The sequence below is a fragment of the Hydrogenophaga atypica genome, assembly GCF_042665215.1.
GTDB classification, from domain to species: domain Bacteria; phylum Pseudomonadota; class Gammaproteobacteria; order Burkholderiales; family Burkholderiaceae_C; genus Hydrogenophaga; species Hydrogenophaga defluvii_A.
In genome coordinates this window covers 63,377-86,834 of record NZ_JBHTCA010000010.1, presented here as the reverse complement: position 1 = coordinate 86,834, position 23,458 = coordinate 63,377, and the positions used below count along the sequence as shown (strand labels likewise).

The 23,458-nt window shown below is 63.4% G+C and carries 25 protein-coding genes; 2 read left to right on the top strand and 23 right to left on the bottom strand.

The window, feature by feature from the left end; translation table 11 throughout:
- Window positions 1-5 precede the first annotated feature (5 nt).
- The 12 genes from ACFQPB_RS14055 to ACFQPB_RS14000 all read right to left on the bottom strand — a co-directional run bounded on the left by ACFQPB_RS14055 (window position 6) and on the right by ACFQPB_RS14000 (window position 11,075).
- Window positions 6-278, bottom strand: coding sequence for a VirB3 family type IV secretion system protein (locus ACFQPB_RS14055; protein ID WP_305335772.1), 273 nt, complete (start codon window positions 276-278; stop codon window positions 6-8).
- A complete protein-coding gene (locus ACFQPB_RS14050) occupies window positions 275-652 on the bottom strand; it encodes a TrbC/VirB2 family type IV secretion system protein (RefSeq protein WP_305335773.1) in 378 nt (125 codons plus the stop codon). Before ACFQPB_RS14050 ends, ACFQPB_RS14055 begins: the two co-directional genes overlap by 4 nt.
- Entirely contained in the window at window positions 649-1,704 is a 1,056-nt protein-coding gene (gene trbB / locus ACFQPB_RS14045) for a P-type conjugative transfer ATPase TrbB (protein ID WP_382224399.1), read from the bottom strand. Before trbB ends, ACFQPB_RS14050 begins: the two co-directional genes overlap by 4 nt.
- Entirely contained in the window at window positions 1,701-2,165 is a 465-nt protein-coding gene (locus ACFQPB_RS14040; protein WP_382224396.1) for a CopG family transcriptional regulator, read from the bottom strand. The genes trbB and ACFQPB_RS14040 overlap by 4 nt, the downstream gene beginning before the upstream one ends.
- Window positions 2,162-4,162 (bottom strand): conjugal transfer protein TraG, encoded by a 2,001-nt coding sequence (locus tag ACFQPB_RS14035; RefSeq protein ID WP_382224393.1) that lies wholly within the window; start codon window positions 4,160-4,162, stop codon window positions 2,162-2,164. The genes ACFQPB_RS14040 and ACFQPB_RS14035 overlap by 4 nt, the downstream gene beginning before the upstream one ends.
- Window positions 4,163-4,369: 207 nt before the next feature.
- Window positions 4,370-4,633: an EexN family lipoprotein gene (locus ACFQPB_RS14030; RefSeq protein ID WP_382224390.1), complete on the bottom strand. Its 264-nt coding sequence runs from the start codon at window positions 4,631-4,633 to the stop codon at window positions 4,370-4,372.
- Window positions 4,630-5,574, bottom strand: a complete 945-nt coding sequence (locus tag ACFQPB_RS14025) for a LysR family transcriptional regulator (RefSeq protein ID WP_382224387.1) — start codon at window positions 5,572-5,574, stop codon at window positions 4,630-4,632. Before ACFQPB_RS14025 ends, ACFQPB_RS14030 begins: the two co-directional genes overlap by 4 nt.
- 11 nt (window positions 5,575-5,585) lie before the next feature.
- The gene (gene glyA, locus ACFQPB_RS14020) at window positions 5,586-6,857 is read right to left on the bottom strand and encodes a serine hydroxymethyltransferase (RefSeq protein WP_382224384.1); all 1,272 of its coding nucleotides are present in this window, start codon (window positions 6,855-6,857) and stop codon (window positions 5,586-5,588) included.
- On the bottom strand, window positions 6,850-8,091 hold the full coding sequence (locus tag ACFQPB_RS14015; protein WP_382224381.1) for an aspartate aminotransferase family protein: 1,242 nt from the start codon (window positions 8,089-8,091) through the stop codon (window positions 6,850-6,852). Before ACFQPB_RS14015 ends, glyA begins: the two co-directional genes overlap by 8 nt.
- The gene (pdxK, locus tag ACFQPB_RS14010; protein ID WP_382224378.1) at window positions 8,067-9,020 is read right to left on the bottom strand and encodes a pyridoxine/pyridoxal/pyridoxamine kinase; all 954 of its coding nucleotides are present in this window, start codon (window positions 9,018-9,020) and stop codon (window positions 8,067-8,069) included. The genes ACFQPB_RS14015 and pdxK overlap by 25 nt, the downstream gene beginning before the upstream one ends.
- Complete coding sequence (locus tag ACFQPB_RS14005) at window positions 9,017-9,826, bottom strand: YggS family pyridoxal phosphate-dependent enzyme (RefSeq protein ID WP_382224375.1); 810 nt, start codon at window positions 9,824-9,826, stop codon at window positions 9,017-9,019. The genes pdxK and ACFQPB_RS14005 overlap by 4 nt, the downstream gene beginning before the upstream one ends.
- Complete coding sequence (locus tag ACFQPB_RS14000; RefSeq protein WP_382224372.1) at window positions 9,819-11,075, bottom strand: benzoate/H(+) symporter BenE family transporter; 1,257 nt, start codon at window positions 11,073-11,075, stop codon at window positions 9,819-9,821. Before ACFQPB_RS14000 ends, ACFQPB_RS14005 begins: the two co-directional genes overlap by 8 nt.
- A 181-nt stretch (window positions 11,076-11,256) precedes the next feature.
- Between ACFQPB_RS14000 and pdxR the strand changes: the two genes are divergently transcribed.
- Window positions 11,257-12,780, top strand: a complete 1,524-nt coding sequence (gene pdxR / locus ACFQPB_RS13995; RefSeq protein WP_382224369.1) for a MocR-like pyridoxine biosynthesis transcription factor PdxR — start codon at window positions 11,257-11,259, stop codon at window positions 12,778-12,780.
- Here pdxR and ACFQPB_RS13990 read toward each other — a convergent pair.
- Window positions 12,774-14,054: a serine hydroxymethyltransferase gene (locus tag ACFQPB_RS13990; RefSeq protein ID WP_382224366.1), complete on the bottom strand. Its 1,281-nt coding sequence runs from the start codon at window positions 14,052-14,054 to the stop codon at window positions 12,774-12,776. The two genes, pdxR and ACFQPB_RS13990, sit on opposite strands and share 7 nt — an antisense overlap.
- 394 nt (window positions 14,055-14,448) lie before the next feature.
- Here ACFQPB_RS13990 and ACFQPB_RS13985 point away from each other — a divergent pair, with 394 nt between their 5' ends.
- A complete protein-coding gene (locus ACFQPB_RS13985; protein WP_382224363.1) occupies window positions 14,449-15,321 on the top strand; it encodes a DMT family transporter in 873 nt (290 codons plus the stop codon).
- A 181-nt stretch (window positions 15,322-15,502) separates the two neighbouring features.
- Here ACFQPB_RS13985 and ACFQPB_RS13980 read toward each other — a convergent pair whose 3' ends face one another.
- From ACFQPB_RS13980 to ACFQPB_RS13935, 10 genes are all read right to left on the bottom strand, one after another.
- Window positions 15,503-15,658, bottom strand: coding sequence for a hypothetical protein (locus ACFQPB_RS13980; protein WP_465262279.1), 156 nt, complete (start codon window positions 15,656-15,658; stop codon window positions 15,503-15,505).
- Window positions 15,659-15,972: 314 nt separating this feature from the next.
- On the bottom strand, window positions 15,973-17,955 hold the full coding sequence (locus tag ACFQPB_RS13975; RefSeq protein WP_382224360.1) for a relaxase/mobilization nuclease domain-containing protein: 1,983 nt from the start codon (window positions 17,953-17,955) through the stop codon (window positions 15,973-15,975).
- Between the two features lie 472 nt (window positions 17,956-18,427).
- Window positions 18,428-19,003, bottom strand: a complete 576-nt coding sequence (locus ACFQPB_RS13970; RefSeq protein WP_382224358.1) for a S26 family signal peptidase — start codon at window positions 19,001-19,003, stop codon at window positions 18,428-18,430.
- A complete protein-coding gene (locus ACFQPB_RS13965) occupies window positions 19,000-19,545 on the bottom strand; it encodes a DUF2840 domain-containing protein (protein WP_382224355.1) in 546 nt (181 codons plus the stop codon). The genes ACFQPB_RS13970 and ACFQPB_RS13965 overlap by 4 nt, the downstream gene beginning before the upstream one ends.
- Window positions 19,542-19,826 (bottom strand): chromosome partitioning protein ParB, encoded by a 285-nt coding sequence (locus ACFQPB_RS13960; protein ID WP_382224352.1) that lies wholly within the window; start codon window positions 19,824-19,826, stop codon window positions 19,542-19,544. The genes ACFQPB_RS13965 and ACFQPB_RS13960 overlap by 4 nt, the downstream gene beginning before the upstream one ends.
- Window positions 19,823-20,461, bottom strand: a complete 639-nt coding sequence (gene parA, locus ACFQPB_RS13955; RefSeq protein WP_382224349.1) for a ParA family partition ATPase — start codon at window positions 20,459-20,461, stop codon at window positions 19,823-19,825. The genes ACFQPB_RS13960 and parA overlap by 4 nt, the downstream gene beginning before the upstream one ends.
- A gap of 289 nt (window positions 20,462-20,750) precedes the next feature.
- Entirely contained in the window at window positions 20,751-21,608 is an 858-nt protein-coding gene (locus tag ACFQPB_RS13950) for a replication initiator protein A (protein WP_382224347.1), read from the bottom strand.
- 26 nt (window positions 21,609-21,634) lie between these two features.
- On the bottom strand, window positions 21,635-21,925 hold the full coding sequence (locus tag ACFQPB_RS13945) for a helix-turn-helix transcriptional regulator (RefSeq protein WP_382224344.1): 291 nt from the start codon (window positions 21,923-21,925) through the stop codon (window positions 21,635-21,637).
- 83 nt (window positions 21,926-22,008) lie between these two features.
- A complete protein-coding gene (locus ACFQPB_RS13940; RefSeq protein WP_382224341.1) occupies window positions 22,009-22,770 on the bottom strand; it encodes a DUF2285 domain-containing protein in 762 nt (253 codons plus the stop codon).
- Between the two features lie 338 nt (window positions 22,771-23,108).
- Complete coding sequence (locus tag ACFQPB_RS13935) at window positions 23,109-23,456, bottom strand: DUF2958 domain-containing protein (protein WP_382224338.1); 348 nt, start codon at window positions 23,454-23,456, stop codon at window positions 23,109-23,111.
- Window positions 23,457-23,458 lie beyond the last annotated feature (2 nt).

Here is a 23,458-nt window from a genome sequence, read left to right as displayed (position 1 = left end):
TCCCCTCACACGTCCAGCAGTGAGCGGTGCTTGATGTGCCGCGCAAAGACCTGCATGAACTGCGGATCGACGCGCGCACCCCATACCGCCAGCGAATGGCCGACGATCCAGAGCACCACGCCCGGAATCCACAGTTGCAGGCCCAAGCCCACGGCGGCGGCCAGCGTGCCGTTGGCAATGGCCACGGTGCGCGGTGCACCGCCCAGCAGGATCAGTTCGGTGAGCGAGCGATGCAGGGGCACCTCGAAGCCGGCCGCGAAGGTATCCGGGCTGCTCATACGACGGCCCCACCGGAGAAGCTGAAGAACGACAGGAAGAAGCTCGACGCCGCGAACGCGATGGACAGACCGAACACGATCTGGATCAGCTTGCGAAAGCCTCCGCTGGTATCACCGAAGGCGAGCGCGAGACCCGTGGCGATGATGATGATGACCGCGACGATCCGAGCCACTGGCCCCTGGATTGACTCCAAGATGGATTGCAGCGGCGCTTCCCAGGGCATGCTGGAGCCAGCGGCCTGCGCAGTACCAGCAAGCAGCAGCATCAGCGCCGCGAGCAGCATGCCCTGCATCGCCGGGCGAGTAAGGCCATCCAGCCGTGCGGGCCGGGGAAGCGGATTTACGGAAAGACGGAAAGCAGGAACGTGCGTCATGGAGGTTTTCCAGGGTGATTGAGGGACAGGGAAGAAAGGTCGGACTGCGATGGCAGCTCAGGAAACGGCGTCTCCATCGCATCCGCCAGGTGGTAGCCCACGCCGTCCAAGCCGACGACGTGGGCGATGCTCTCGATGCGGCGCTTGCGCCCGCGCCCGGCGATGTGGATCACCACATTGACCGCTTCGGCGATCAGCGCACGAGGCGGATTCACCGCCACTTCGAGAATCAATTGCTCCAGGCGCAGCAATGCGCCGATGGCGGAGCCGGCATGGATCGTGGCGATGCCGCCCGGATGGCCCGTGCCCCAGACCTTGATGAGATCCAGCGCCTCGGCACCACGCACCTCGCCGACCACCACGCGATCTGGCCGCAGTCGCATGGAAGAGCGCACCAGCTCCTGCATGGACACCACACCTCGGCGTGTGCGCAGTGGCACGTGGTCACGGGCTGCGCATTGCAGCTCCACCGTGTCTTCGAGCACCAGCACGCGGTCGCCCGTTGCTGCGATTTCCGCAAGCAAGGCATTGGCCAGCGTCGTCTTGCCGGTGCTGGTGCCGCCCGCGATCAGGATGTTCTGGCGCTCGCGCACGGCGCGCACCAGCAGGTCCGCCTGCGCGACGGTCATCATTCTGTCCTCGATGTAGCGCGACAGCGGGATTACGCCGACAGCGCGCTTGCGCAAGGCGAAGGCTGGCCCTGGCGCGGCCGGCGGCAGGATGCCCTCGAAGCGCTCGCCCGTCTCGGGCAGCTCGGCGCTCAGCAAGGGCTGGCCGCGATGCACTTCCGCACCGACGTGGGCAGCCACCAGCCGGATGATGCGTTCGCCATCGGCTTCGGACAGCTCCATGCCCATTGGTGCGCGCCCCGATGAAAGTCGGTCGATCCACAAGGTGCGATCCGGGTTGAGCATGATTTCCACCACGTCCGGGTCTTCGAGCGCGGCGGCGATCAGCGGCCCCATGGCGGTACGCAGCATCTGGATGCGGCGATCCAGCGACGTAGCGGCCGATGAACGAGGTTCTGCCGGGAGTTGGGGAACGGCGCTCATGAGGCACGCTCCCGCTCATCGGTATGTGCCACCGCGTCATCCATCCGCATCGGATCAGGATGCAGTTCCTCCACCACGTCCCGCACCAGGCTGCGCCCGCGCAGCAGGTGGCGTCCGAGCTGTTCGACGAACTGCTCGAAGCGGGCCTTGCCTTGGGCGCGAGCTGCGTCTTGATGCGCTTCGGGCACGGGCGTGCTTACCGTCAGGAAATAGCGGATGAACAGCGCCAGTGTCTCGATCTGGATGTTCTGGTCGCGCTCCAGACGCTCGGCGTGGCGTGACAGGCGATCGAGCCGCTTGGCAATGGCCGCTTCGCGCTGGTCGGCGGCATCGGGCGACAGCCACGATGCGAGCGCCGCCGCGACGATGCTGGACTTGGACACGCCTTTCTTGGCGGCCAGTTCATCAAGCCGTTTGCTGTGCTCGGGCTGGATGAACACGTTGAGGCGGTGTTGGGTCATAGGTCGATTCCGTCGTTGGGGTCGAGGGATGCCAGCCGGGCCGTGCGCTGCAGCGCTGGGTCAAGCTGGCGCGGGAGCGGAAGCGGCGCGTCGTCGTCATCGAGCAGCGCAAGGTCGTTGACTGCGGATGCCTGTTCGGGTTGGTATTCGGAGACTTCGGAAAGCTCGGGCTGGCGGCGTGGGCCGCCGTCATCGGCCGCAGCAGAGACGCCGTCGACTGCACCGGCAAGAGCTGCGATCGGCATGGAGGGAATCGCCAGACTGCTCCAGTCGTCGGCACGCGAGGGAGGCACGTCGGCGTAGCGACCCGCAGCAAGCACGGGCGGCGGCAGCACGCGGTGCTTGAAGTTGCTGTCCGCGTAGTAGCGCAGCTTCTTGGCTTTGATCGGAGCCAAGCTGGAGACCATCACCACAGCCTCATCGGGCGGCAATTGCATGACTTCGCCGGGTGTTAGCAGCGGGCGGGCCGTCTCCTGGCGCGACACCATCAGGTGGCCCAGCCACGGCGCGAGCCGGTGACCCGCGTAGTTGCGCTGAGACTTCAGTTCAGTAGCGGTTCCGAGCGTTTCTGAGATCCGCTTGGCGGTGCGTTCGTCGTTGGTGGCGAAGGTCACCCGCACATGGCAGTTGTCGAGGATCGAATGGTTCTGGCCGTAGGCTTTGTCGATCTGGTTGAGCGACTGCGCGATCAGGAAGCTGCGGATGCCGTAGCCGGCCATGAAGGCCAATGCAGTCTCGAAGAAGTCCAGGCGCCCCAGCGCCGGGAACTCATCGAGCATCAGCAGCAGCTTGTGACGGCGCGCAATGCCGTCGCTGCCGTCGAGCGATTCCGTGAGCCGCCGACCGATCTGGTTGAGGATCAGGCGAATGAGCGGCTTCGTCCGCGAGATGTCCGAAGGCGGCACCACGAGATACAGCGATACCGGGTACTCAGCAGAAATCAGATCCGCAATGCGCCAGTCGCAGCGTGAGGTGACTTCGGCCACCGTGGGATCACGGTACAGGCCGAGGAACGACATCGCCGTGGAGAGCACGCCCGAACGTTCGTTGTCCGATTTGTTCAGCACTTCACGGGCAGCGGAGGCCACCACGGGATGCGGCTCGTTGCTCAGATGTCGCGTGGTCATCATCTGGTGCAGCGTCAGCTCGAAGGGGCAAGCCGGATCGCTGAGGAAGTTCGCCACGCCCCGCAGCGTCTTGTCCTCACCGGCGTAAAGCACATGCAAGATGGCACCGACCAGCAGCGCATGCGAAGTCTTCTCCCAGTGGTTTCGCTTCTCCAGCGCGCCTTCGGGATCGACCAGGATGTCGGCGATGTTCTGCACGTCGCGTACTTCATGCGCGCCGCGCCGCACTTCCAGCAGCGGGTTGTAAGCGGCTGACTTGGCATCGGTGGGGTTGAACAGCAGGCAGTGACTGAAGCGACTGCGCCAGCCTGCGGTGATCTGCCAGTTCTCACCCTTGATGTCATGAACGACGGCCGATGCGGGCCACGACAACAGCGTCGGCACTACCAGGCCCACGCCCTTGCCCGAGCGCGTGGGCGCGAAGGTCAGGACGTGTTCTGGCCCTTCGTGGCGCAGGTACTCATCACCATGCCGACCGAGGAACACACCAGCGGGCTGGGTCAGCCCTGCCTTGCGAATGTCGCTGGCGTCGGCCCAGCGTGCCGAACCGTAGGTCGTAACCAGGCGCGACTGGCGCGAGCGCCAGATAGACATGCCGATGGCGACCACCACGGCGAGCAAACCGCTGCCGGCGGCAATGGCGCCGCCCACGTCGAAGATGTGGGACGCATAGGCATCGAAGAAGAACCACCACTCGAACAGCTTCCACGGGTGGTAGATCGGTGTGCCCAACAGATCGAACCAGGGCGAACCCAGGCGTAGTTGATAGCCCAGGGCCGCTGCTGTCCATTGTGTCGCGCTCCACACTCCGGCGATCACGATGCCGAATACCACGGCGATCTGACCGAACAGCACGTTCGTTCCTTGCATGACCCTGCCTCCAAACGCGGCACAACGATGTGCCGCAGGCTTCAGGATCGGTGCCGGGTCAGTGCCGGTCAAAGACCGTTATCGGGACAAAGGTCGAGAAGAAAACAAGAATTCGCGCAGAAGCGAAAGACGAAAAAAAGCCGCAAGCGCGGGCGCGCTGCGGCGTGTGGAGAAAGAAAACCGGGATTCGTTGCAGACAGCAGACGATCAGAACTTGGGTGGCTCCTTCGGTGGCGTGTAAGGCACTTTGCCGTCACCGAAGAATCGGCGGCTTGTGGCTTCGGCCACCCGGTTGCACAACACGTCACCCAGTATGGGGCGATCGGTCTTACACTGCTGGCGCAACTCTTTGAGTCGCTGGGGATCAGCAGCCAATTCTTCGACTGTCGGGATGTTTACCTGCGGAGGGGAATCCGATAGGCCGCAGGCAGAAAGTACCGCGACCAATACGAATGGAATGGTTCTCTTCATGGCTTGGACTCCTTCGGTGAATTGGGGTGATCGCCCGGCAAGGGCCTGTCGCCTTCGGAGGGCTCGATGGCTTGCACTCGTTCGATGAAGCGAGCCAGCACCTCCGACACCTCTCCCGCCGGACGCAGCAAAGAGGTCGTGACCATGTGCGTGCGCCCGGCCAGTGGACGCGCGACCACGCCTATTTCCCGGCTGGTGGTGATGTGAATCTTGCTGGTCAATCCCAGGGCGAGTCCCGCCGATACCAGCACCATCATCATGTCGCATGAGGCCACCCGTTCAGCAATCAGCGGTTCTGTATCGACCTGACGGAGCACGCGCTCGATGTGCTTAGCATGGCCTTCGCATGCCTGCGGATCGCATAGCGCGAGCGGATAACGCAGCAGCTCTTCCAGAGGGATACGTTTGTGCTTGAGCAGCGGATGCCGGGCCGGTACGGCGACCATGAGGGGATCGCTCCACACAGGAATCGCCACGATGCCATCACCGACCTCATCCGACTGAGCGAATCCAACGTCGTATAGATCGTCATGCAGCCCCTTGATCTGCTGCGACAGGGAAACCTCAAAGAAGCGCATTTCGACCTCGGGCTCCTCCTGGCGGCATAGTGCCAACAGGTTGGGCAGGCGCGAGGGCGTGATGCCATCGGACAGCGCGATCCGCAACTGGCAGTGGAAGCCGTTGGCCGCTGCCTTCACGCTGTCGCGCGCCTGCTGCAAGGCAGTGAAGACACGCGGCACGTGCTCCAGAAACAGCTTTCCCGCACGGGTCAATCGCGTGCTGCGCGTGGTACGGGCAAACAGCACTTCGCTCAGGTCTTCTTCCAGCTCCTTGATGGCTCGCGACAGCGGCGATTGCTCCATATGCAGCTTCTCGGCCGCGCGGGCGAAGTGGAGTTCTTCGGCCACGGCCATGAAGCAACGAAGATGCCGCAATTCCATGTGCAAAACCGCTACCGGTACACGGGATGGCGTTGGCACAAGCCCACCACCAGTTCACGCACCCGATCACGCACCGTTGTCAGCGTACTGCCACCAGTCTCCAGCGCATCCAGCACGTCACACACCCAGCCGGCCAGTTGCTCGCACTCGGCCACGCCAAAGCCTCGCGTGGTCACAGCGGGTGTGCCAATGCGCACGCCTGAGGTTACAAAAGGCGAGCGAGGGTCGTTGGGCACCGAGTTCTTGTTCGTGGTGATGTAAGCGTCGCTCAGTGCGGCGTCAGCGTCCTTGCCGGTGTATGGCTTGGCGGACAGGTCGATCAGCATCAGGTGGTTGTCGGTCCCACCTGACACGATCTTGTAGCCGCGTTGCTGGAGCGTGGCCGCCATGGCACGTGCGTTGGTCACGACCTGGTGCTGGTACGTCTTGAACTCGGGTCGTAGCGCTTCCTTGAATGCGATGGCCTTGGCGGCGATCACGTGCATCAATGGGCCGCCCTGGATGCCCGGGAACACAGCGGAGTTGAGTTTCTTGTAGAAGTCCTCGTCCTGCCCCTTAGCCAGGATGATGCCGCCGCGTGGGCCGCGCAGGGTCTTGTGCGTGGTGCTGGTGACCACGTGGGCATGCGGCAGTGGATCGGGGTACTCGCCCGCTGCCACCAAGCCTGCCACATGCGCCATGTCCACCCAGAAGACCGCGCCTACCTTGTCGGCGATGGTGCGCATGCGCGCCCAGTCCTTATGGCGCGAATAGGCTGAGAAACCGCCGATCAGCATCTTCGGTCGGGTCTCCAGCGCGATGCGCTCCATCTCGTCGTAGTCGATCAGGCCGGTCTCAGGGTCAAGACCATAGGGCACGATCTTGTAATGGCGCCCGGAGAAGTTGGACGGATTGCCGTGGGTCAGATGGCCGCCCTGGGCCAGGTTCATGCCCATCACGGTATCGCCAGGGTTGGTCAGGGCCAGGAACACCGCCGCGTTGGCCTGGGCGCCGGCGTGGGGCTGGACGTTGGCGTAGTCGCAATCGAACAGCGCCTTGACCCGCTCGATGGCCAGGCGCTCGGCCACGTCCACGTTGTCGCAGCCGCTGTAGTAGCGCTTGCCGGGATAGCCCTCGGCGTACTTGTTGGTGAACACCGAGTTCTGGACGGCCATCACCAACGGGCTGGCGTAGTTCTCGGAGGCGATCAGCTCGACATGATCCTCCTGGCGGCGCTCTTCGTTCTGCAGGGCCTGCGACAGCTCGGGGTCAAAGTCCATAAGGGCGAGGGATGCGTCATACATGGTGGGGTGTCCTATCGACGAGATCGTTGAGGGTAGGCTCTGCAGGATTGAGCGTAGGGATCGAAGACAGCAAGCGGGCGACACGTGCCACGATGTCGTCAATCTGCGCTTCGTCGCAGATCAGCGGCGGCAGCAACCGGATGGTGGTATCGCGCGTCACCGTGATGAGCAAGCGCTGCTCCTCCAACGCCCGCCCGACCAGTTCCTTGCAACTCCTGTCCAGCTCGATGCCCGCCATCAGGCCCTGGCCCCGGATCGCAAGGACACTCGGGTGCTGGCCCAATGCCTTTTGCAGGCCCGTGAGAAGGCGCGTTCCCAGAACGGCGGCCCGCTGCGGCATGCCGTCCCGGGCCATGATGTCGAGCACCGTACAGCCCACACGGCAGGCCAGAGGGTTGCCGCCAAAGGTGGAGCCGTGCTGGCCGGGCGAGAACAGATCGGCCGCCTCACCCCGCGCCAGGCAGGCACCGATCGGAAAGCCGTTACCCAGCGCCTTCGCCAAGGTCATGACGTCGGGTGTGATGCCCGCATGCTGGTGCCCGAACCACGCGCCGGTGCGGCCCATGCCCGCCTGGATTTCGTCGATCATCAGTAGCCAGCCACGCTCATCGCACAAAGACCGCAGTTGCCGCAAATAGTCGGCACTGGCGACGCGGATGCCGCCTTCCCCCTGCACAGGTTCGATCAGCACCGCAACGATGCTGGGCGATTGGTCTGCCGCCCGGCGAACTGCCTCGATATCGTCATAGGGAACCCGCAGGAAACCCGGCATCAGCGGCTCAAAGCCTTGCTGCTTCGCCGGATTGCCGGTGGCCGAGAGCGTTGCCAGGGTGCGGCCATGAAAGCCGTTCTCCATCACGAGTATCTGGGGTTGCGCCACCTGCCTGCGGTGCCCGTGCAGGCGTGCGAGCTTGAGCGCAGTTTCGTTGGCTTCGGCGCCAGAGTTGCAGAAGAAGACCCGCTGCATGCCCGCCAACGCGCACAAACGTTCGCCCAGTTGCTCCTGCCAGTCGATGCGGAACACGTTGGAGGTGTGCAGCAGCAGCCCGGCCTGTTCGGCAATGACGGCGGCAATCTCCGGATGGGCATGGCCCAGGCTGGTGACGGCGACGCCCGCGATGGCGTCCAGGTATTCCACGCCGCTCTCGTCCCACAGACGCGCGCCGCTGCCGCGTGTGAAGGAGACGGGTTGGCGGGCATAGGCCCGCATCAAATGGGAAGTGGTGTGTTGCATGTACGGTGACTCCAGTGGGATTCAGAAAACGCTTGACGGATACGCACCAGTTCGCGTGCGTGGGTCTGGCTGTTGGCCTGGGGGCTTGCCACCCGGCTCGGCAGCACCAACTCCGCGCATTGCGCGTTGTGGGTGTGGCGCAGCGCCTGCACGATCGTTTGGCAAGCCCTGGCAATGGCTTCGGGCAAGGTGGCACCGTTGAGCCAATGCCCCGTCAAGGCAGCGCAGAACAGATCACCAGTTCCTTTGGGCACGGCGTCGATGCGCGCATGCGTGATGACGTGCGCCTGCGCGCGGGTAACCAATACAACCTGCATCTCGCCATGCGCCCAGGTATCCGGTGCTGCACTGGTCACCGCGATCCATTGAGTGCAACCGGTCAGCAAGGTACGGGCAGCGGCAACGACACTCTCCGTGTCATCGACCGGGCGGCCTGTCAGGTGCGCCAGCTCAAACCCGTTCGGTGTCAGTCCGTGAGCGAGCGGCAGCAAAAGCTGGCGGTAGGCTTCGGCCATGTCGGTATCGACATAGATGCCGTGATCGTGATCGCCCATCACGGGGTCGATGACCACGCGCAGGTCTGCGCGCTCCGCCTGCAAGCCCTGCGTCCAGCGGGCCAGCACCTTGGCTTGCCCCGGACTGCCCAGGTAGCCAGCCAAGATGGCGCGCAGTGCGTGCAGCGCCCCGCGTTCCGACAAATCCTGCAAATAGCCCTCGAACCATTCGACAGGCAACGCACCGCCGTGCATCGTCGGATAGTGGGGCGTGTTGCTGAACACGACGGTCGGCACTGCAACCACCGACAGGCCCAGTGACTCCAAGGTGGGAACCGCGACGTTGTTGCCCACGCGGCCATAAACCACCTGCGATTGCACCGAAACCACGTCGGGCCGCAACGGCAGCAGGGCAGGAGACGGTGTATCGGTCATGCCTGTGTCCCCGCTGTCTCTGTCGGCCAGTAGTAACTGTCCGGCATAGCCCGCGCGCCAAAAATGGCCTGCCCGACGCGCACCACAGTGGCGCCTTCCTCGATGGCGATCTCGAAGTCGCCGGACATGCCCATGGACAACTCCTCCAGCCCGATGCTTGCCGGCGCGCTTTGCCGCAACTGGTCGCGCAGATTGCGCAACAGGATGAAGCACTGCCGCACCCTTTCAGCTTCAGCGGAAAACAGTGCCAGTGTCATCAACCCGCGCACGCGCAGCGCCGGGAATGAGGGCAGTTCTTTCATGAAGCCCTGCACGTTCTCGGGCGACAGCCCGTACTTGCTGGCCTCGCCCGAGGTGTTGACCTGCACGAACACATCCAGCGCACGGCCCTCGGCCTGCAGGCGCCGCTCCAGCGCCTCGGCCACGCGCAGACTGTCCAGTGCCTGGAACTCGCTGGCGAAACGCGCCACCAGCTTGGCCTTGTTGGTCTGCAGATGGCCGATGACCGACCAGTGCAGATCGGTCAGGTCCTGCATAGCTTCCCATTTGCCGAAAGCTTCCTGCACCTTGTTTTCGCCGAGCAGGCGGCAACCCGCCGCGTAGGCCAGGCGCAGGCTGGCCTCGGGCTTGGTCTTGCTCACCGGCAGCAGACGCACTCCCCCCGGATCGCGTCCGGCGCGGTGGCAGGCGACGTCCATGCGAGCCCGCACCGCTGCCAGGTTGTGCCGGAAGTCATCGACCGTGGCCGCCTGCGGATAGCGGCCATGCTGGTCGTGACGGGTCTGGGTGTCCGATGGCTCAGGCATTGGCGCGCTCCCTCTTGATCGCGGGCTCGGTGGTCGAAGCCGCAGCGGCCGGCCGCGCGCTGCGCGGCAGTGCGCCATTGAGCACGGCATAGGCGACCAGCCCGATCACTAGACCCCAGAACGCGCCACCGATGCCCAGCAGCGAGATGTTGGCGGCGGCAGCCAGGAAGGTGATCAGCGACGCTTCGCGCGTCTTCGCGTCGGCCAGGGCGGTGGCCAGGCTGCCGCCGATGGTGCCCAGCAGTGCCAGCCCTGCCAGCGTGGTGATGAAGGTCGCAGGGAATGCCATGAAGACGGCGGCCAATGTCACGCCGAACACGCCCACGAGGATGTAGCACACGCCTGCGGCGATGCCCGCGATCCAGCGCTTGGACGGGTCTTCGTGCGCCTCTCGGCCCGTGGCGATGGCGGCCGTGATGGCGGCGATGTTGAAGGCATGCGAGCCGAACGGAGCCATCAGCAGCGAGCCAAGACCCGTCACCGTCACGATGGGGTTGGCGCTGGTCTTGAAGCCGTCATTGCGCAGCACCAGCATGCCGGGCATGTATTGGCCGGTCAGGGTGATGAGGAACAAGGGCAAGGCGACGCTCAGCAAGGCGTTGAGCGAGAACGCCGGCATGGTGAAAAGCGGAGCGGCGAGCTTCAAGCTCAGTCCCGACAGATCCACGCGATCCTGCATGAGCAGAAAGAGCAAGCCCAACACCAGGATGCCGACGACGGCATAACGCGCGCTGAAGCGCTTGAGCACCACATAAGTCACGATCAGCAAGCCGGCCAGCACCGGATCAATGCTCATGCCGCCGAAAGCCTTGATGCCGAATTGCAGCAGGATGCCCGCGAGCAAACCTGCGGCCACGCCCGGAGGAATCAGGCGGATCAAGCGCTCGAACCAACCCGACAGCCCCAGCACGACAAATGCCGCTGCCGAAATCATGTAGGCGCCCACCGCTTCGGCATAAGGCGTGGTCGCCAGCGCCGTGACCAGAAACGCCGCCGCTGGCGTGGACCAGGCGGTAATGATGGGCTCGCGCGTCAGCCAGCTCAGGATGATCCCCGTCACGCCCACGCCGATGGAAATCGACCACACCCACGAGGCCGTCAGCTCCGGGCTCAGTCCCGCGACCTTGGCCGCCTGGAACACCAGGATGAAGGTGCCGCCGTAGTTGACGATGACCGAAATCAGGCCGGCTACGACCGGATGGGTGAGATCACGTATTCGAAGGGATGGATGTGAGTCGGATGGAGACATGGTGTTTCTTAATTCCTCTTTACTACTTGAACGCCGAGCTTCAATGGAAGTTGTGTTTATAGGCCTCTAGTGGACTATGCAAGCCATACACTTTTTTGATTTACGTCAGACCATTTGGCAAGCGACGACGATAAGATGGCCTGCCATAGTGATGGACCATTGACTTCAAGGAGCAGACCATATGAGTAAAACATTCGAGCTAGAGACGCTGCGAATTCGGATGAACGATGCGGAGTTCCAGTTACTCGATCTGCACCAGCGTGTGCAGCGCGCCATGCGCGAGCTGATCCTTGATGGCGCCTTGCCCCCTGGGTTGAAACTGCCGGCGACGCGCTCGCTTGCCGAGTCACTCGGGATCGCACGCGATACGGTCGAGAATGCGTACATGCAACTGCACCGAGACGGGTTCATCGTTCGGCAGCAGGGATCAGGGAGCTACGTTTCCGAGACCATTGGCGCGGAATTGCGAGGGCACCCTCGGCGGCGCGTGAAATACCAAGAACATGAAAGACGAGCACAGGCACCGGGTGTGGGCTTGAGCCGGCGGGGGAACGTCATCCTCGAGAGTGAGGGAATCTCGGATCAGCAATCAATCAAGGCATTTGCCACAGGTCTGCCAGAGACGCGAACCTTCCCTACCGATGTGTGGGAGCGCCTGCAGCGCCAGGCACTCAAGGACTATCGCACCAGCGTGCTTTTACATGGTGACCCGCAAGGGGCAAAACCTCTGCGCGAAGCCATCGCAACCTATCTCAACCTGGAGCGTGGAGCAAAGGTCTCGGCCGAGCAGATCCTGGTGCTGAGCAGTACCCGGCAGGCATTATTCTTGTGCGCTCAATTGCTGGTGGATGCAGGCAAACCGATCCTGCTGGAGAATCCTGGGTACTTCGGGGCCAAGAAGGCTTTCGAGTCGGCAGAAGCCAAAATCACGCCGATTGACGTGGATGCACAAGGTATCCGCACGGATCTGCTGCGAGCAGACCGCAGTGGCGCGACTTGTGTGTACGTGACTCCGTCACACCAATACCCCACGGGGGCCACCATGTCGTTGGAGCGTCGTCTGGACTTGATTCACTGGGCTGCGGAAAACGGCCGCTGGATTATCGAAGACGACTACGACAGCGAATTCCACTACGACGGCATGCCGACCGCCTGCGTCCAAGGATTGGACAAGTACGCACGGACGATCTATATCGGCACATTCAGCAAGACGCTTTATCCAAGTTTACGCATGGGGTATATCGCTTTGCCACAGGAGTTGGTCAAGGCGTTCACCCATGCGCGAAGCATCATGGACGGTCACACCCCGCAGATTTTGCAACTGACGCTGGCCAGGTTCATGGAAGACGGCCACTACAACTCGCACGTGAGAAACATGCGCAAGCTGTACGCGAGCCGCCGCGAGGTCATCCTTGAGTCCATCGGTAAACACTTGGCGGGAATCGTCACGGCACCACGCCCAGCGGGTGGGCTGCAGGTTCCGTGTCTACTGGAGCCCGGATGGTCGGAGCAAGACACCATACGTCGGGCAGCCGCTGTCAATGTCGTATTGCCGGGACTCAGCCGCTTGTACGCCGGCGAACACAAGCAGCCGGGTTGGTTGCTGGGCTACGCGTCGCTGACTGCGTACGAGATCGAGTCCGCCATCTTGTGCTTGGCCAATGCCCTTCGCAGCATGCCGGTGCCTGTCGGCCGAGGTCAATAGGGAAGTGGGTAGCGCCTGGTCAGGTTTGACACACCTTGATGAATAGCCTTTAGCGTGTGGGCGTTCATCGTTCCACTGCGAACCCCTCCAAGCGTTGCGAGGATCATGTCGCCGATTTCCCTGAATTCATCCACTCCCATGCCTCGGGACGTGCATGCGGCGCTGCCTACTCGAATACCTGATGCGACCAGAGGCGCGGCATTATCGTTGGGAACGGTATTCTTGTTGACGGTGATGCCAATCTCATCCAACGCCATTTCTGCGGACTTTCCTGTTAGACCCCAAGGGCGCAGATCAATCACGCCAAGGTGGCAATCCGTTCCACCGGATACAACGGAGAGTCCGCCTTGAGCAAGCCGATCACACAATGCCCGAGCGTTCTCCAACACCGCTTTTGCGTATGTACGAAACGTGGGATGGAGGGCTTCACCCAAGGCAACAGCCTTAGCAGAAATGACATGCATCAGCGGCCCCGACTGAAGCCCAGGGAACACTGCGGCATCAATCTGCTGGGCAATCTCGGCATCGTTGCTCAAGATCATGCCTCCGCGTGGGCCTCGAAGGGTCTTGTGAGTCGTCGTCGTGGTGACATGCGCATAGGGAATGGGCGAGGGAAAGACACCTCCCGCGACCAAGCCTGCCACATGCGCGATGTCGGCCATGAAAATCGCCCCCACTTCATCGGCGATGTCCCGAAATCTCGCAAAGTCAATCACCCGGGAGTAGGCCGATCCTCCCGCGATGATGAGCCTGGGTCGCTCCTTTCTGGCTATGAGCGCGACGTTGTCCATATCGACCAGTTCCGTAATGGGCTCCACGCCGTAGCAGACTGACTGAAACCACTTGCCCGACAAGCTCACGCGCGCTCCGTGGGTCAGGTGCCCACCGGACCTCAGGTCAAGGCCAAGAATCTTGTCTCCGGGCTCAAGGAATGCGAGGTACACGCCTTGATTGGCCTGGCTTCCTGAATGCGGTTGCACGTTGGCATATCTGCAGTTGAAAAGTGCCTTGGCTCGCTCGATGGCCAGAATCTCCACCGCGTCCGCGTGCGAGCATCCTCCGTAGTAGCGAGCTCCCGGATAGCCCTCAGCATGCTTGTTAGTCAGCACCGATCCTTGGGCTTGGAGCACCGCTCGGCTAACGAAGTTTTCTGACGCAATCAGTTCAATCGAACGTGCCTGCCGACCCCGCTCGGCCTCAATGGCCTTCCAGACGTTGCTATCTACCTGCTCAAGGAGAAGAGCACTGACTGTCGGAAGCACTTCATCGTCCATATGGCAACCCCTGTTCGCCAACACTAAGTACGGATACACCGCGCCAGAAATGGAGTGGGGCGTCGCGACGCAACTCGGCGGTCATATTCAATGAAACTGCTACAGAGCCCGGCCGGTCACCGTAGGCATATAGGCGGAGGAATAAAGCCGAAAGACAAATAGTGCGACAGCAGTCTATCAATCGCATGCAATTGACTGTGTGCCACTTTTCCGAGTCGAACCAGACCAATTTGACTCAGTTCCAGAAGGTCTGGCAAGACCGGAAAAAGGGGTCTGCTGTCAGGGCAAGCCGTTGCCTAAGATTTTCTCATGCCGTTAGCAATGAGAGACCCAATACGAATTGGAGTCCATATCGGCTATCAAAGCTCCCCACGTCGGTATTGCGATTTTTTCCATGTTCTCCATTCTCTGGATGTTGCTCGCGACCAGTAGTTTCACGTTGATGGCATTCATCATCAAGCTGGAAGCAAAGCACTTTTCTGTACCCGATATCTTGTTCATAAGGTCTGCTTCGTCCATTTTTTTCGTACTGCTGATCAGGTCAGTTCTTCGATTTCAGCTACGGACGAATGTCTTCGGTATCCATGCCCGACGTAGCCTCTTCGGACTAGTGTCCATGGCAACCTGGTACTACACCCTAGGGGTTTTGCCCATGGGGGTCTCAGTCACGCTGAACTACTTATCCCCTCTTTTCTTGGGACTCATCCTCTATCTCTTTGAAAGTTCCAGCAACAAGCCATCGAAGAAGGAGATCGCATACATCCTTCTTGGCTTTTTTGGGGTGATTGTTCTGTTGAACCCCTTCGGCGGTAGCCTGCGATCCAGCGATGTATTTCCAGTCGTTTTAGGTGTGTGTGCTTCACTGATTGCAGCACTTGCATTCAAGGACGTCCGTGTCCTGAAAAATTCTGGCCAGAATGAATGGCAGATGGTTTTCTACTTTTCGACGATGGCCGCCATCCTGTCATTCCCTCTGACGTCGCTGGCGCAGGGCCATATCAGCAATGACATTCAAGGTTATCTTTTGCTCATGTTAGCCGGGGTCTTGGGAGCCCTGGGGCAGTTTGGCGTGTCAAAGGCTTTTGGCTCTGGTGATCAAATCGTTGCAGCGTCCCTTCAGTACATGACCGTCGTGTTCTCCCTGCTTCTCTCGTGGCTTGCTCTTGGAGAAAAGGTTTCACTCGCACAGTTGAGTGGGATTTTTGTCATTGTTACAGCTGCCGTTCTCAATATCAGTGCCCGTGGTCGAAGGCCATCCAGGACTTAGCAGGGCTGCTGAAATACTTCTCTCCGGCGCGGAAAGACGTGCCAACGCGTCGTTGGATGCGTCTGCCCTGCGGGCAGCCGGTAAGACGAATCCCCGCAGTGTTCCCGATCATGCGAGAAGACCTACTCCACAACTAATAACAGTTGATGTGAGCGCTCGGGGTATGCGCTAACGCGGTTCGTCATTTCGTCTCGCCACCTTCCGATATTTGTGCATTGCCAATGGCCTTGTCGACCATCACGTAGCGGGTGCCAAGGCGCCCTTCGCTGGCAGCCAGGGCGCGACGCGCTTGCAAATAGCTGCGCTGGCTGTCGAGCATCGAGAGGAAGTCGGCCATGCCGCCGTCGTAGCGTGCCCGAGCCAGTTCGTAGGCTTGGCCGGCGCTGTGCGTCCGGGCTTGCAGTTCACGTTCCTGCTGTGTATCCGCTGAGCGCGTCGTCGATCTCCTGCCAGGCTTTGAGCACGGTCTTCTGGTAGTACACGGCCACTTCCTGCTGCTCCAGCTCGCGCAACTGCCCCACGCTCTTGCGGCGGCCACGGTCGAACAGCGGCAGTCGGTCCGATCGACCATGTGCGGCTGCCCCAGGCGGAGAACTCGCCGCTCAGATTGGCGCAGCGCGTGTTGCGCCGATCAACTGCAGGATGCAGTAATCAACTCAAGGATTGCCCCCGTTGTCGCCCGATCTCCCACGAAACACTGCTGCCCCGCACCGTCGCGGCGATCTGCTGCCCCAGCCGCGGCTCGATCACCGGCTTCCAAGGCACCAGGCTGAATCCCATGCCGTCGTCGAGCATGGCGTATCGCCCACTGGCGAGCATGACGGAACGTCGGTAGATGCCGGCCACGCGTTGCCCGTCGGCCAAGGGGCGATGCTCCAAGCCGGTATCGGTGGCAATGTCTTTCGCGGCCTGCGCTACCTCCCGGCCACGCAGCGTTGCCAGCAGGTTGCGCGCCAGGATGATGCGCTGCCCGCGCCGCTCGGCCAGTCCCTGTTCGGCCAGGAAGTCGGCTCGCTGCTGCAGCGCCTGCCTGGCCTCGCTGCCAAAGCCCAGGTCGCCCAGACCCTTGCCGCCGCCGATCAACTGCTGATCCAACCAGGTGGCGCCGATGACGCGGGCCTGCCGCTCAATGGGCAGATGGGATTTCAGCTCCACGGCCACGCCGCCCAGGCGCTGCGCGTCGTACTGGCGGCCACGTTCGGGCAGGTCGCCCGGCACCTTCCATAGTCCCTCGGCCACACGCTCCACGATGCCAGCCCGGCGCAAGGCTTCCAGCCGGCGAACGTGGGCCGCCACCACTTCTTGCGGGTCGCGGCCCGGCATGGCCTGACCCTGTGCGATAGCAAGGTGATGGTCGGTGCGGTACAGCCCATCGCTCGTCAGCGCGGCGATGTTCCTGTCGGCGGCCCGTATGTCGGCCGATCCTTTCACTTCCAACACCGCACCCATGGGGTAGTTCGACAGTTCGTCGCCGGCATTGAGCGCGACGTAGTGGGCCTTGCCGTCCACGCCGTCGATGACCAGATAGCCCCGGTCGCGCAGTTCGTCGGCCAGTCCCTTCGCAGCCACACGACCTAGGATGGTTCGGCCATCTTCACCCGGCTCGAACACCGCCAGTTCGCGCGCCTCGCCGCGCATGGCCCGCTGCATCGTGCGGATGATGTCGCCGCGCTCGCCCAGGGCGCGCAAGGTCTTCTCGGCATCGGCATGGACGGCCCAGGTGCTGGGCTGAACCTCGTCGGCCAGGCCCAGCCGCTGCAAGCGTTGCAGCCGGCCGATCAGCAGCAGGCGCTGGCGTTGCAGCCGCGGTTCGTTGAAGCGTTCGATCTGTATCCGGCCGTCGTCGCCGGCTTCGCGTTGCAGCGTGCGATCCAGACTCGTCCACCTCTCTTGCCCCACCTCCCGCAGCATGGCCTGCTGAATCTCCAGTTCGGTGCGCGGCCCCAGCCATTCGGTCGCCAGTTCGGCGGCCCGGTGCCGGAACCCGTCGGCGATGTAGTCACCCGAAATGATGAGGTCTTTGTCCGTGTCATCGCGCCCGCGCGCGACGATATGCGTGTGCGGGTTGTCGGTATTCCAGTGATCAACGGCCACCCATTCCAGGCTCGTGCCCAGGTCGGCCTCCATGCGCCCCATGAGGTGCCGCGTGTAGGTGCGCAGGTTTTCCAGCTCCGCCCCATCCTCGGGCGAGAGGATGAAGCGGAAGTGGTGCCGGTCGTCGTCGCAGTGTTCCTTGAAGGCATCGAGGTCGGCTTCGTCGGTCTGCGGCCCGTAGGCCCGGCCCGGCTCGCCGTCGCGGCCCACGCCGTCGCGTTCGATGTAGCGCAGATGTTTAGCGAGCGATTGCGGGTTGGCCCGCTGCTGATTGACCAGCAGCGTCTTGATGGTCACGCGCCGCGACATGGGCGTCAACTTCGCGCCCGCGAAGCGGGCAGCCGTGTGACCTCGCCCGAGGCGCGAGCCGGGCCGTTGGCCGGTTCCAGCACCCTTGCCAGCTCCCCCTGGGCGGTGCACCGAGGACTTGCCGCTGCTGGCTTTGCCGGCCTGCTTGAGCACCTTGGAGACGAATCCCTGGCCCCGGTTCTTCGGGGCGCTGGGGCGGATGTGGAAATCGTCATCGCGGCGCTCGCTCATGGCTGTGCTCCCTGCAAGCTCTGGCGTGTCCGGTCGTGCAAAGCACGCGGGCATACCCGCATTGGCGCGGGCCTCGCGCTCCACGCGGCACGGCGGCGAAGCAGGCGTGTGCCGCGCCACCCCCACGTGCAGACTGGCTTTGCGGGCGGGCCGGTGCCGCCCCCTTTTGTCTTGCCTTCCGCATTTGCCTCCCGCATCCACTCCCGGCAACTGCGGCCCGGTGGCGCTGCTGCACATGCAGCCAGCGCACTGGCGAACACGGCGACGGCCACAGACCGGCCGTGTTCGCGGCAAGGCATCTGCACGTTGGTGGGCTGCGCAGAATGCAACCCGAGATGCAACCCGTGGGATAGCGCGAAGTGCAATGCGAACGCATCTGCACTGTATGCGCGACAACGCGACAATGGCCAGCAGAACGACACGCCTGATGGCACGATGCGATGCACGCTCGCGTGCAGCAAATCTGCGGCCATCATGGGCGTGACTCCAGCCAGACCGGGTGCGCCACGCCGATCACGGCGGAGGTGCTGACCGGCCCGAAATACCGGCTGTCGAACGACGCCGGATTGGTGGTGCTCAATAGGAAAATCTCCCCAGCCTGAAGGCGGCGGCACTGCGGCCAGGATGGCAACGGACGGCCCAGTCGGTCAGCGGATCGAACGGCGGCCACCGGCACGCCGTCGATCCAGACCAATGCGCCGAAAACGCAAACTTCTTGTGGTGCGACCGCGCCCACGCGCTTGAGCAGCGGAATGCGCGCCGGCAGGTAGCCGCGCTGCGCAGAAAGCGCGGCAGCGTCGGCTGGCAACCGGGTCAGGACGATGCTGCCCACAAGCAGCGAGGCGGCACCGTGGCCTCGCGGATCGACGCGATACCAACCGACCGCCACGCTGTCGGACGGGTTGTAGACCAGGCGCGGCAGCGGGTGCACGAAAGCCGCCCAGGCCAGCGCAGCGAGGCCACAGACGGACAGGCCCGCCAGCACGCGGCGAGCGCGCAAACGTGAGTGCACAGGCGAGCGAGAAAGTGATGCTGTCGTGGTCGTCATGGCAGCACCCTCCCGGCCAGCCAGGCGGCGTGTCGCTCGGCGGTGTATTCGGGCAGCGGCAAGCGCGCAGCGAGCCGGTTGCCCAGCGTGCGCCAGTACGCGGGTGATGCGGCGGCGGGCGCAATGCCCAACCTCTCGATGGCGTCGATGCGCTCCAGCACGGCGCGGACCTGGTTGTCGCCCTCGGCGTGCAGCAGCAGGCGCGCGCCCGGCTGCACGCCAGGGATGCGTTGCGCAGCATCGAGCGGCGTGCAAGCCTGCATCACCATGAGCTGCCAGCGGATCGTGCCGTAGTCGTTGGACTCCCAGCGGATGCGGCAGAACATGGCGTTCGGCAGGAATACGGCCACGCTGCGCCAGCGGTCGAGCCGCAGCGTGCGCGCCGGTTCGCCAAAGCGCAGGTAGAGCTTGATCCGGTGTTCCACGTAGGCCAGAGAAACGCGCGTCAGCGGCGTTCCGGCAGGCCGGCCAGTGAGCGCCGCGAGTGACGGCGACGGTGCAGCCGTGGCAGCGTCAGTGGCAGACGAAGTGGATGCGGTCATGGTGTGTTCTCCCTGCGGTGCTCCGGAAACTCCCGCTCCAGCAGACCGCGCAGCAGGTCGGCCACCGTCACGCCTTGCGTGAAGGCCGACACCTTGATGCGCGAGCGCATGGCGGGCGTGATGTCGAGGGTCAACCGGGCTGTGTAAAGGTCGCCCTTGTTGAGCGCATCGACATCGCCCTGACGAATCCACGCCTCGGCATGCGGATTCGCGGGCGGGCGTGCGCCGATGCCCACGCGCTTGGCAGCGCGTTTGCTGTTGGGTGGCGGCTTCGCTGTCATGTCGGCCACCGCAGCAGTTCGTCCACCAGCGCGGTGATTTCGCGCGTGGCGGCACTGTCCGGCGCCGTCTCGCTGGCAAGCCGGCCAGCGGCCACGCTGTCGGCGAACACGATGCGCTGGCGCACTTCCGCGCGCAGCGCAGGAAGGGGCTGCTCGGCCAGCGACTGCCGCGCCTCGCGCCCGATCACCGTGGTGCTGACGCGCCGGTTGATGATGAAGGCCGCGCGGAGCAGCGGGCGGAAGACCTGGGCCTCACGGATCAGCGCCACCATCTCGGCGCTGGCCCACAGGTCATAGGGACTGGGCTGCACCGGGATCAGCACCTTGTCCGCCGCCAGCAACGCAGAGCGCGCCAAGGCCGCGATCCTGGGCGGCCCATCAATGACGACGTGATCGGCCCGCCTGGCGAGTTCTGGGGCTTCCTGGTGCAGGGTTTCGCGTGCGAGACCGACAGCACTGAACAGCCTTGGCAAGCCCTGCTGGCTGCGGCGCTGCGTCCAGTGCAGGGATGAACCCTGCGGATCGGCATCCAGCAGGATGACCGACTGTCCGCGCATCGCGAGTTCTCCGGCGATGTGCGTGGCGAGCGTGGTCTTGCCCACGCCGCCTTTCTGGTTGAGCAAGGCGACGATCATGGCGCGGCCCTCCATGCTGGAAGGCTGGCCTGCACTTGCACTGCAAAGCGGGGTTGTTTTGGGCTTCTGGCTTGCTGCGCTTTTCGTCTTTCGGCGGTTGTCCACCGAAACGGCGCGCTTCTACTAAAAGTTAGAGAATTTAAGTTAGGGAAGTTAAGAGAGGCCGAAACCCGCGCCGTTATTGGCTTTGCGGCCGATTTTGTTGCCTGATAGCACGAGGATTTGTTGCCTGATAGCACGATACCTGAGTTGCCTGATAGCACGAGTCCGTCCACAGGCTTTGTCGCAGTTATCCCCGTGCCGTTTGCGGCACAGGCCGGAATGTCAGCAGTGGCGAGGAAATGCCACAAACATGCTCGATGCCCAGGAGATAACCCGGCATGGTTTGCCGGCCCACCAGTGCTCGCAGATCGGCCGCGAAGTCGTAATACCGCGCCACGCTGCCCGACTTGCGGTACAGGTGCTGGAAGTCGAACTGCCAGCCACCGGGTTGGTGTCCGCCGTGTTTTCTCACCAGGCGGTACAGCCAGCGTTCGATGCCCCCAGTGAGCCGGAAGTACGCCGGGTCGATGGTCAGCACCAGTGCCGCATCCAGCACGCCCGCAAAGAACCAGTCCGGCAGAATCAGTTCGAGGCCCAGTGGCGTGCCGCGGGCGTCGGCCAACTCCTTCCACTCGTTGATCCACGAGAAGCGGTGCAACCGCCTTCCCGTGGTCTCCCGGATGGACGTCGCCACCGTGGTCGATTGCAGGCGATCCAGAGCCGCCTTGAGACGCTGGTAGTCGCGCAGCGACGTACCGCGCCCGATGAAGCGCAGGATCTCGTAGGGCGTGGCCTGCATCAGCCGCGAAGGGCGCAAGCCCGCATCGCGTGCCTCCACGACCTGGCTGGCGGCCCAGATCAGGATGTCGGCATCCCAGATCGTGGCGATGCCGTGTTCCTGCGTGCCCTCCACGCGGATCGTCACGCCGCCCGCCTGGAAGTTGATCGACGCAGAGCGCCGCGACTTCGCCAGTGAGAAGAATGGAAAGGCCATCAGGTCCTGGCTGTCGCGCGGCGCCATGTCGCCCGGCAGGGCGCGGAACAGATCGAGCTGTTCGCGCTCCTGCGACGGTCGCTGCCGCGATGGCAGCGATGGGCTGGACATGGCGATGGCCTCCGGCGCTCCAGCGGTCAGCGCGCACGGCTGTCCGCCGAGTGCTGCTCGGCGTACTCGGGATCGGACGTGCTCTCGAAGCTGCGCTCGGCGGCCCAGGCGTCGAGGTCGGCCACGGCGTACATGACGCGGCGGCCGAACTTGCGGAATTTCGGGCCACCACCCATCACGCGCTGTTTCTCCAGCGTGCGCGGCGACAGCCGCAGGTAGTCGGCGGCCTCGTCGTTGGTCAGATAGCGCTGGGGCTGCGCAGCGGGAGTGGTGTTGGTTGCGGGAGCGGCGGCAGGCCGCAAGGGAGCAGGGCGCATGGTGAGAACCTCCATAGCTTTCAAAGCTCCGGCCACACAGCGCAACCGGATGGAGGCAGTCTCAGAAAACGAAGCCCTGTTGCTCAGGGTCGTTTTGCGTCCCCTTCAAAACGACCCTTCTCAAGCGGTGCAAGTTGTGCTAAGCGGTGGTAGCCGCCGCGCATCAACGCATCGCCGCGCCGCGCCAGGCGGCGCACCTTGGAACGCAGGCCGCCGTCGCTGTACCAATCGGCCGCTGCATCCTCACCAAACAAACCCTCGGCGATTTCGCGCAAGGATGCGCCCGCCAGGGTGGCGTCGAGCGCCTGCAAGGTGTGCAGCTCCATCATCGCAGCAGGGGGCGGCCTGGGCCGTGCCATGGGTGCGGCATCGGTTGCCAGCCTCGCGGTCGTGCCGCCACGATGGGCACAGGCCACGGCCATGCCATCTTCCAGGCCCGGCGCCAGTGCGAAGCGCAGGCAGCGGCCAGGGCTGCGTGCGATCAGCGCCAATACCTTGCCGTCATGGACCAGCTGCTTGTGACCAGGGATGCGCCAAAACGCAAAGAGCTCGACATCCACTGGAGGATCGGCGTCCGGGTAGAGCTGCACCACGGCAGCGTGGCCAGGAAACCAGGCTGGATGCGCGTCTCGCGCATCCAAGGCCGGGTCTTCCAGCAGGCGCAAGCCCCAGCGATGCGCCGCGGGTGGTGCCGCTCGTGGCCAGCGGTGGCGGTGCAGCCATTCGAGCCGGTAATCGGGATGGCGGCGCAGGTACTCCCAGGCCAGTGCGAGTGCATCCAGGCCCAGGACGTAGAGGTAGGCGGCGGTGGGATACCAGTGCGCGAGATGGTGCGGATCGGCCATGATGGACAAGCTCCTGTTGAAGATCAGGAACGTCGTAACGGGCGTTCAACACAAGGCAGTCGCAGATGGCCCATTGCCATCAAAATGCGGGAGTCGTAACATTGCGTGTCAATACCGATGGGCTCCGATGCATTGCGAAATTCGTCCGAATACGACGACCGCGCAATCCCAAAGCGTCACGCGATATCAATCACCGTGCCGCAAGCCGCGTGAAAGATCGTGACTGTTTTCAGCACAAGCACGGCGCTTGGCCGCAAGAGTGCGGATTCAGACCGGCTAGGTCTGAAATAAGACAGAAATAGTCTCAATGCGCCCGGCTTGGCCGGGGCGTGAGAGGTTCAGTCCACGACGGAACCGTTCTCCTGGGCCAGCCGCAGGTATTCCGACAGCGGGCGCGCTGTCTGGAAATACCGGTCCCGCCTCACGGGCAGCTTGTTCGGACCGACGATCGAGGCCAAATCCGAAAGTTTGATCTCACCCAACTCGGGCATGCCGATGCCCACGTCCATGACGCCCCAAGCGGTATCGCCATCTGCAGGATCGAGCGCGGCCAGCAGCCAGGTGGCGTGTGCATCCGGCGTGAACAGCCGCACGACGGGCAGCGGGTCGATGACCCGGCCAGCGCCGCGGGCCTGGCCGTGGGCCAGCAACTGCCTGCGCTCGTCCTCGGTGATGAGTGGGTTCATGG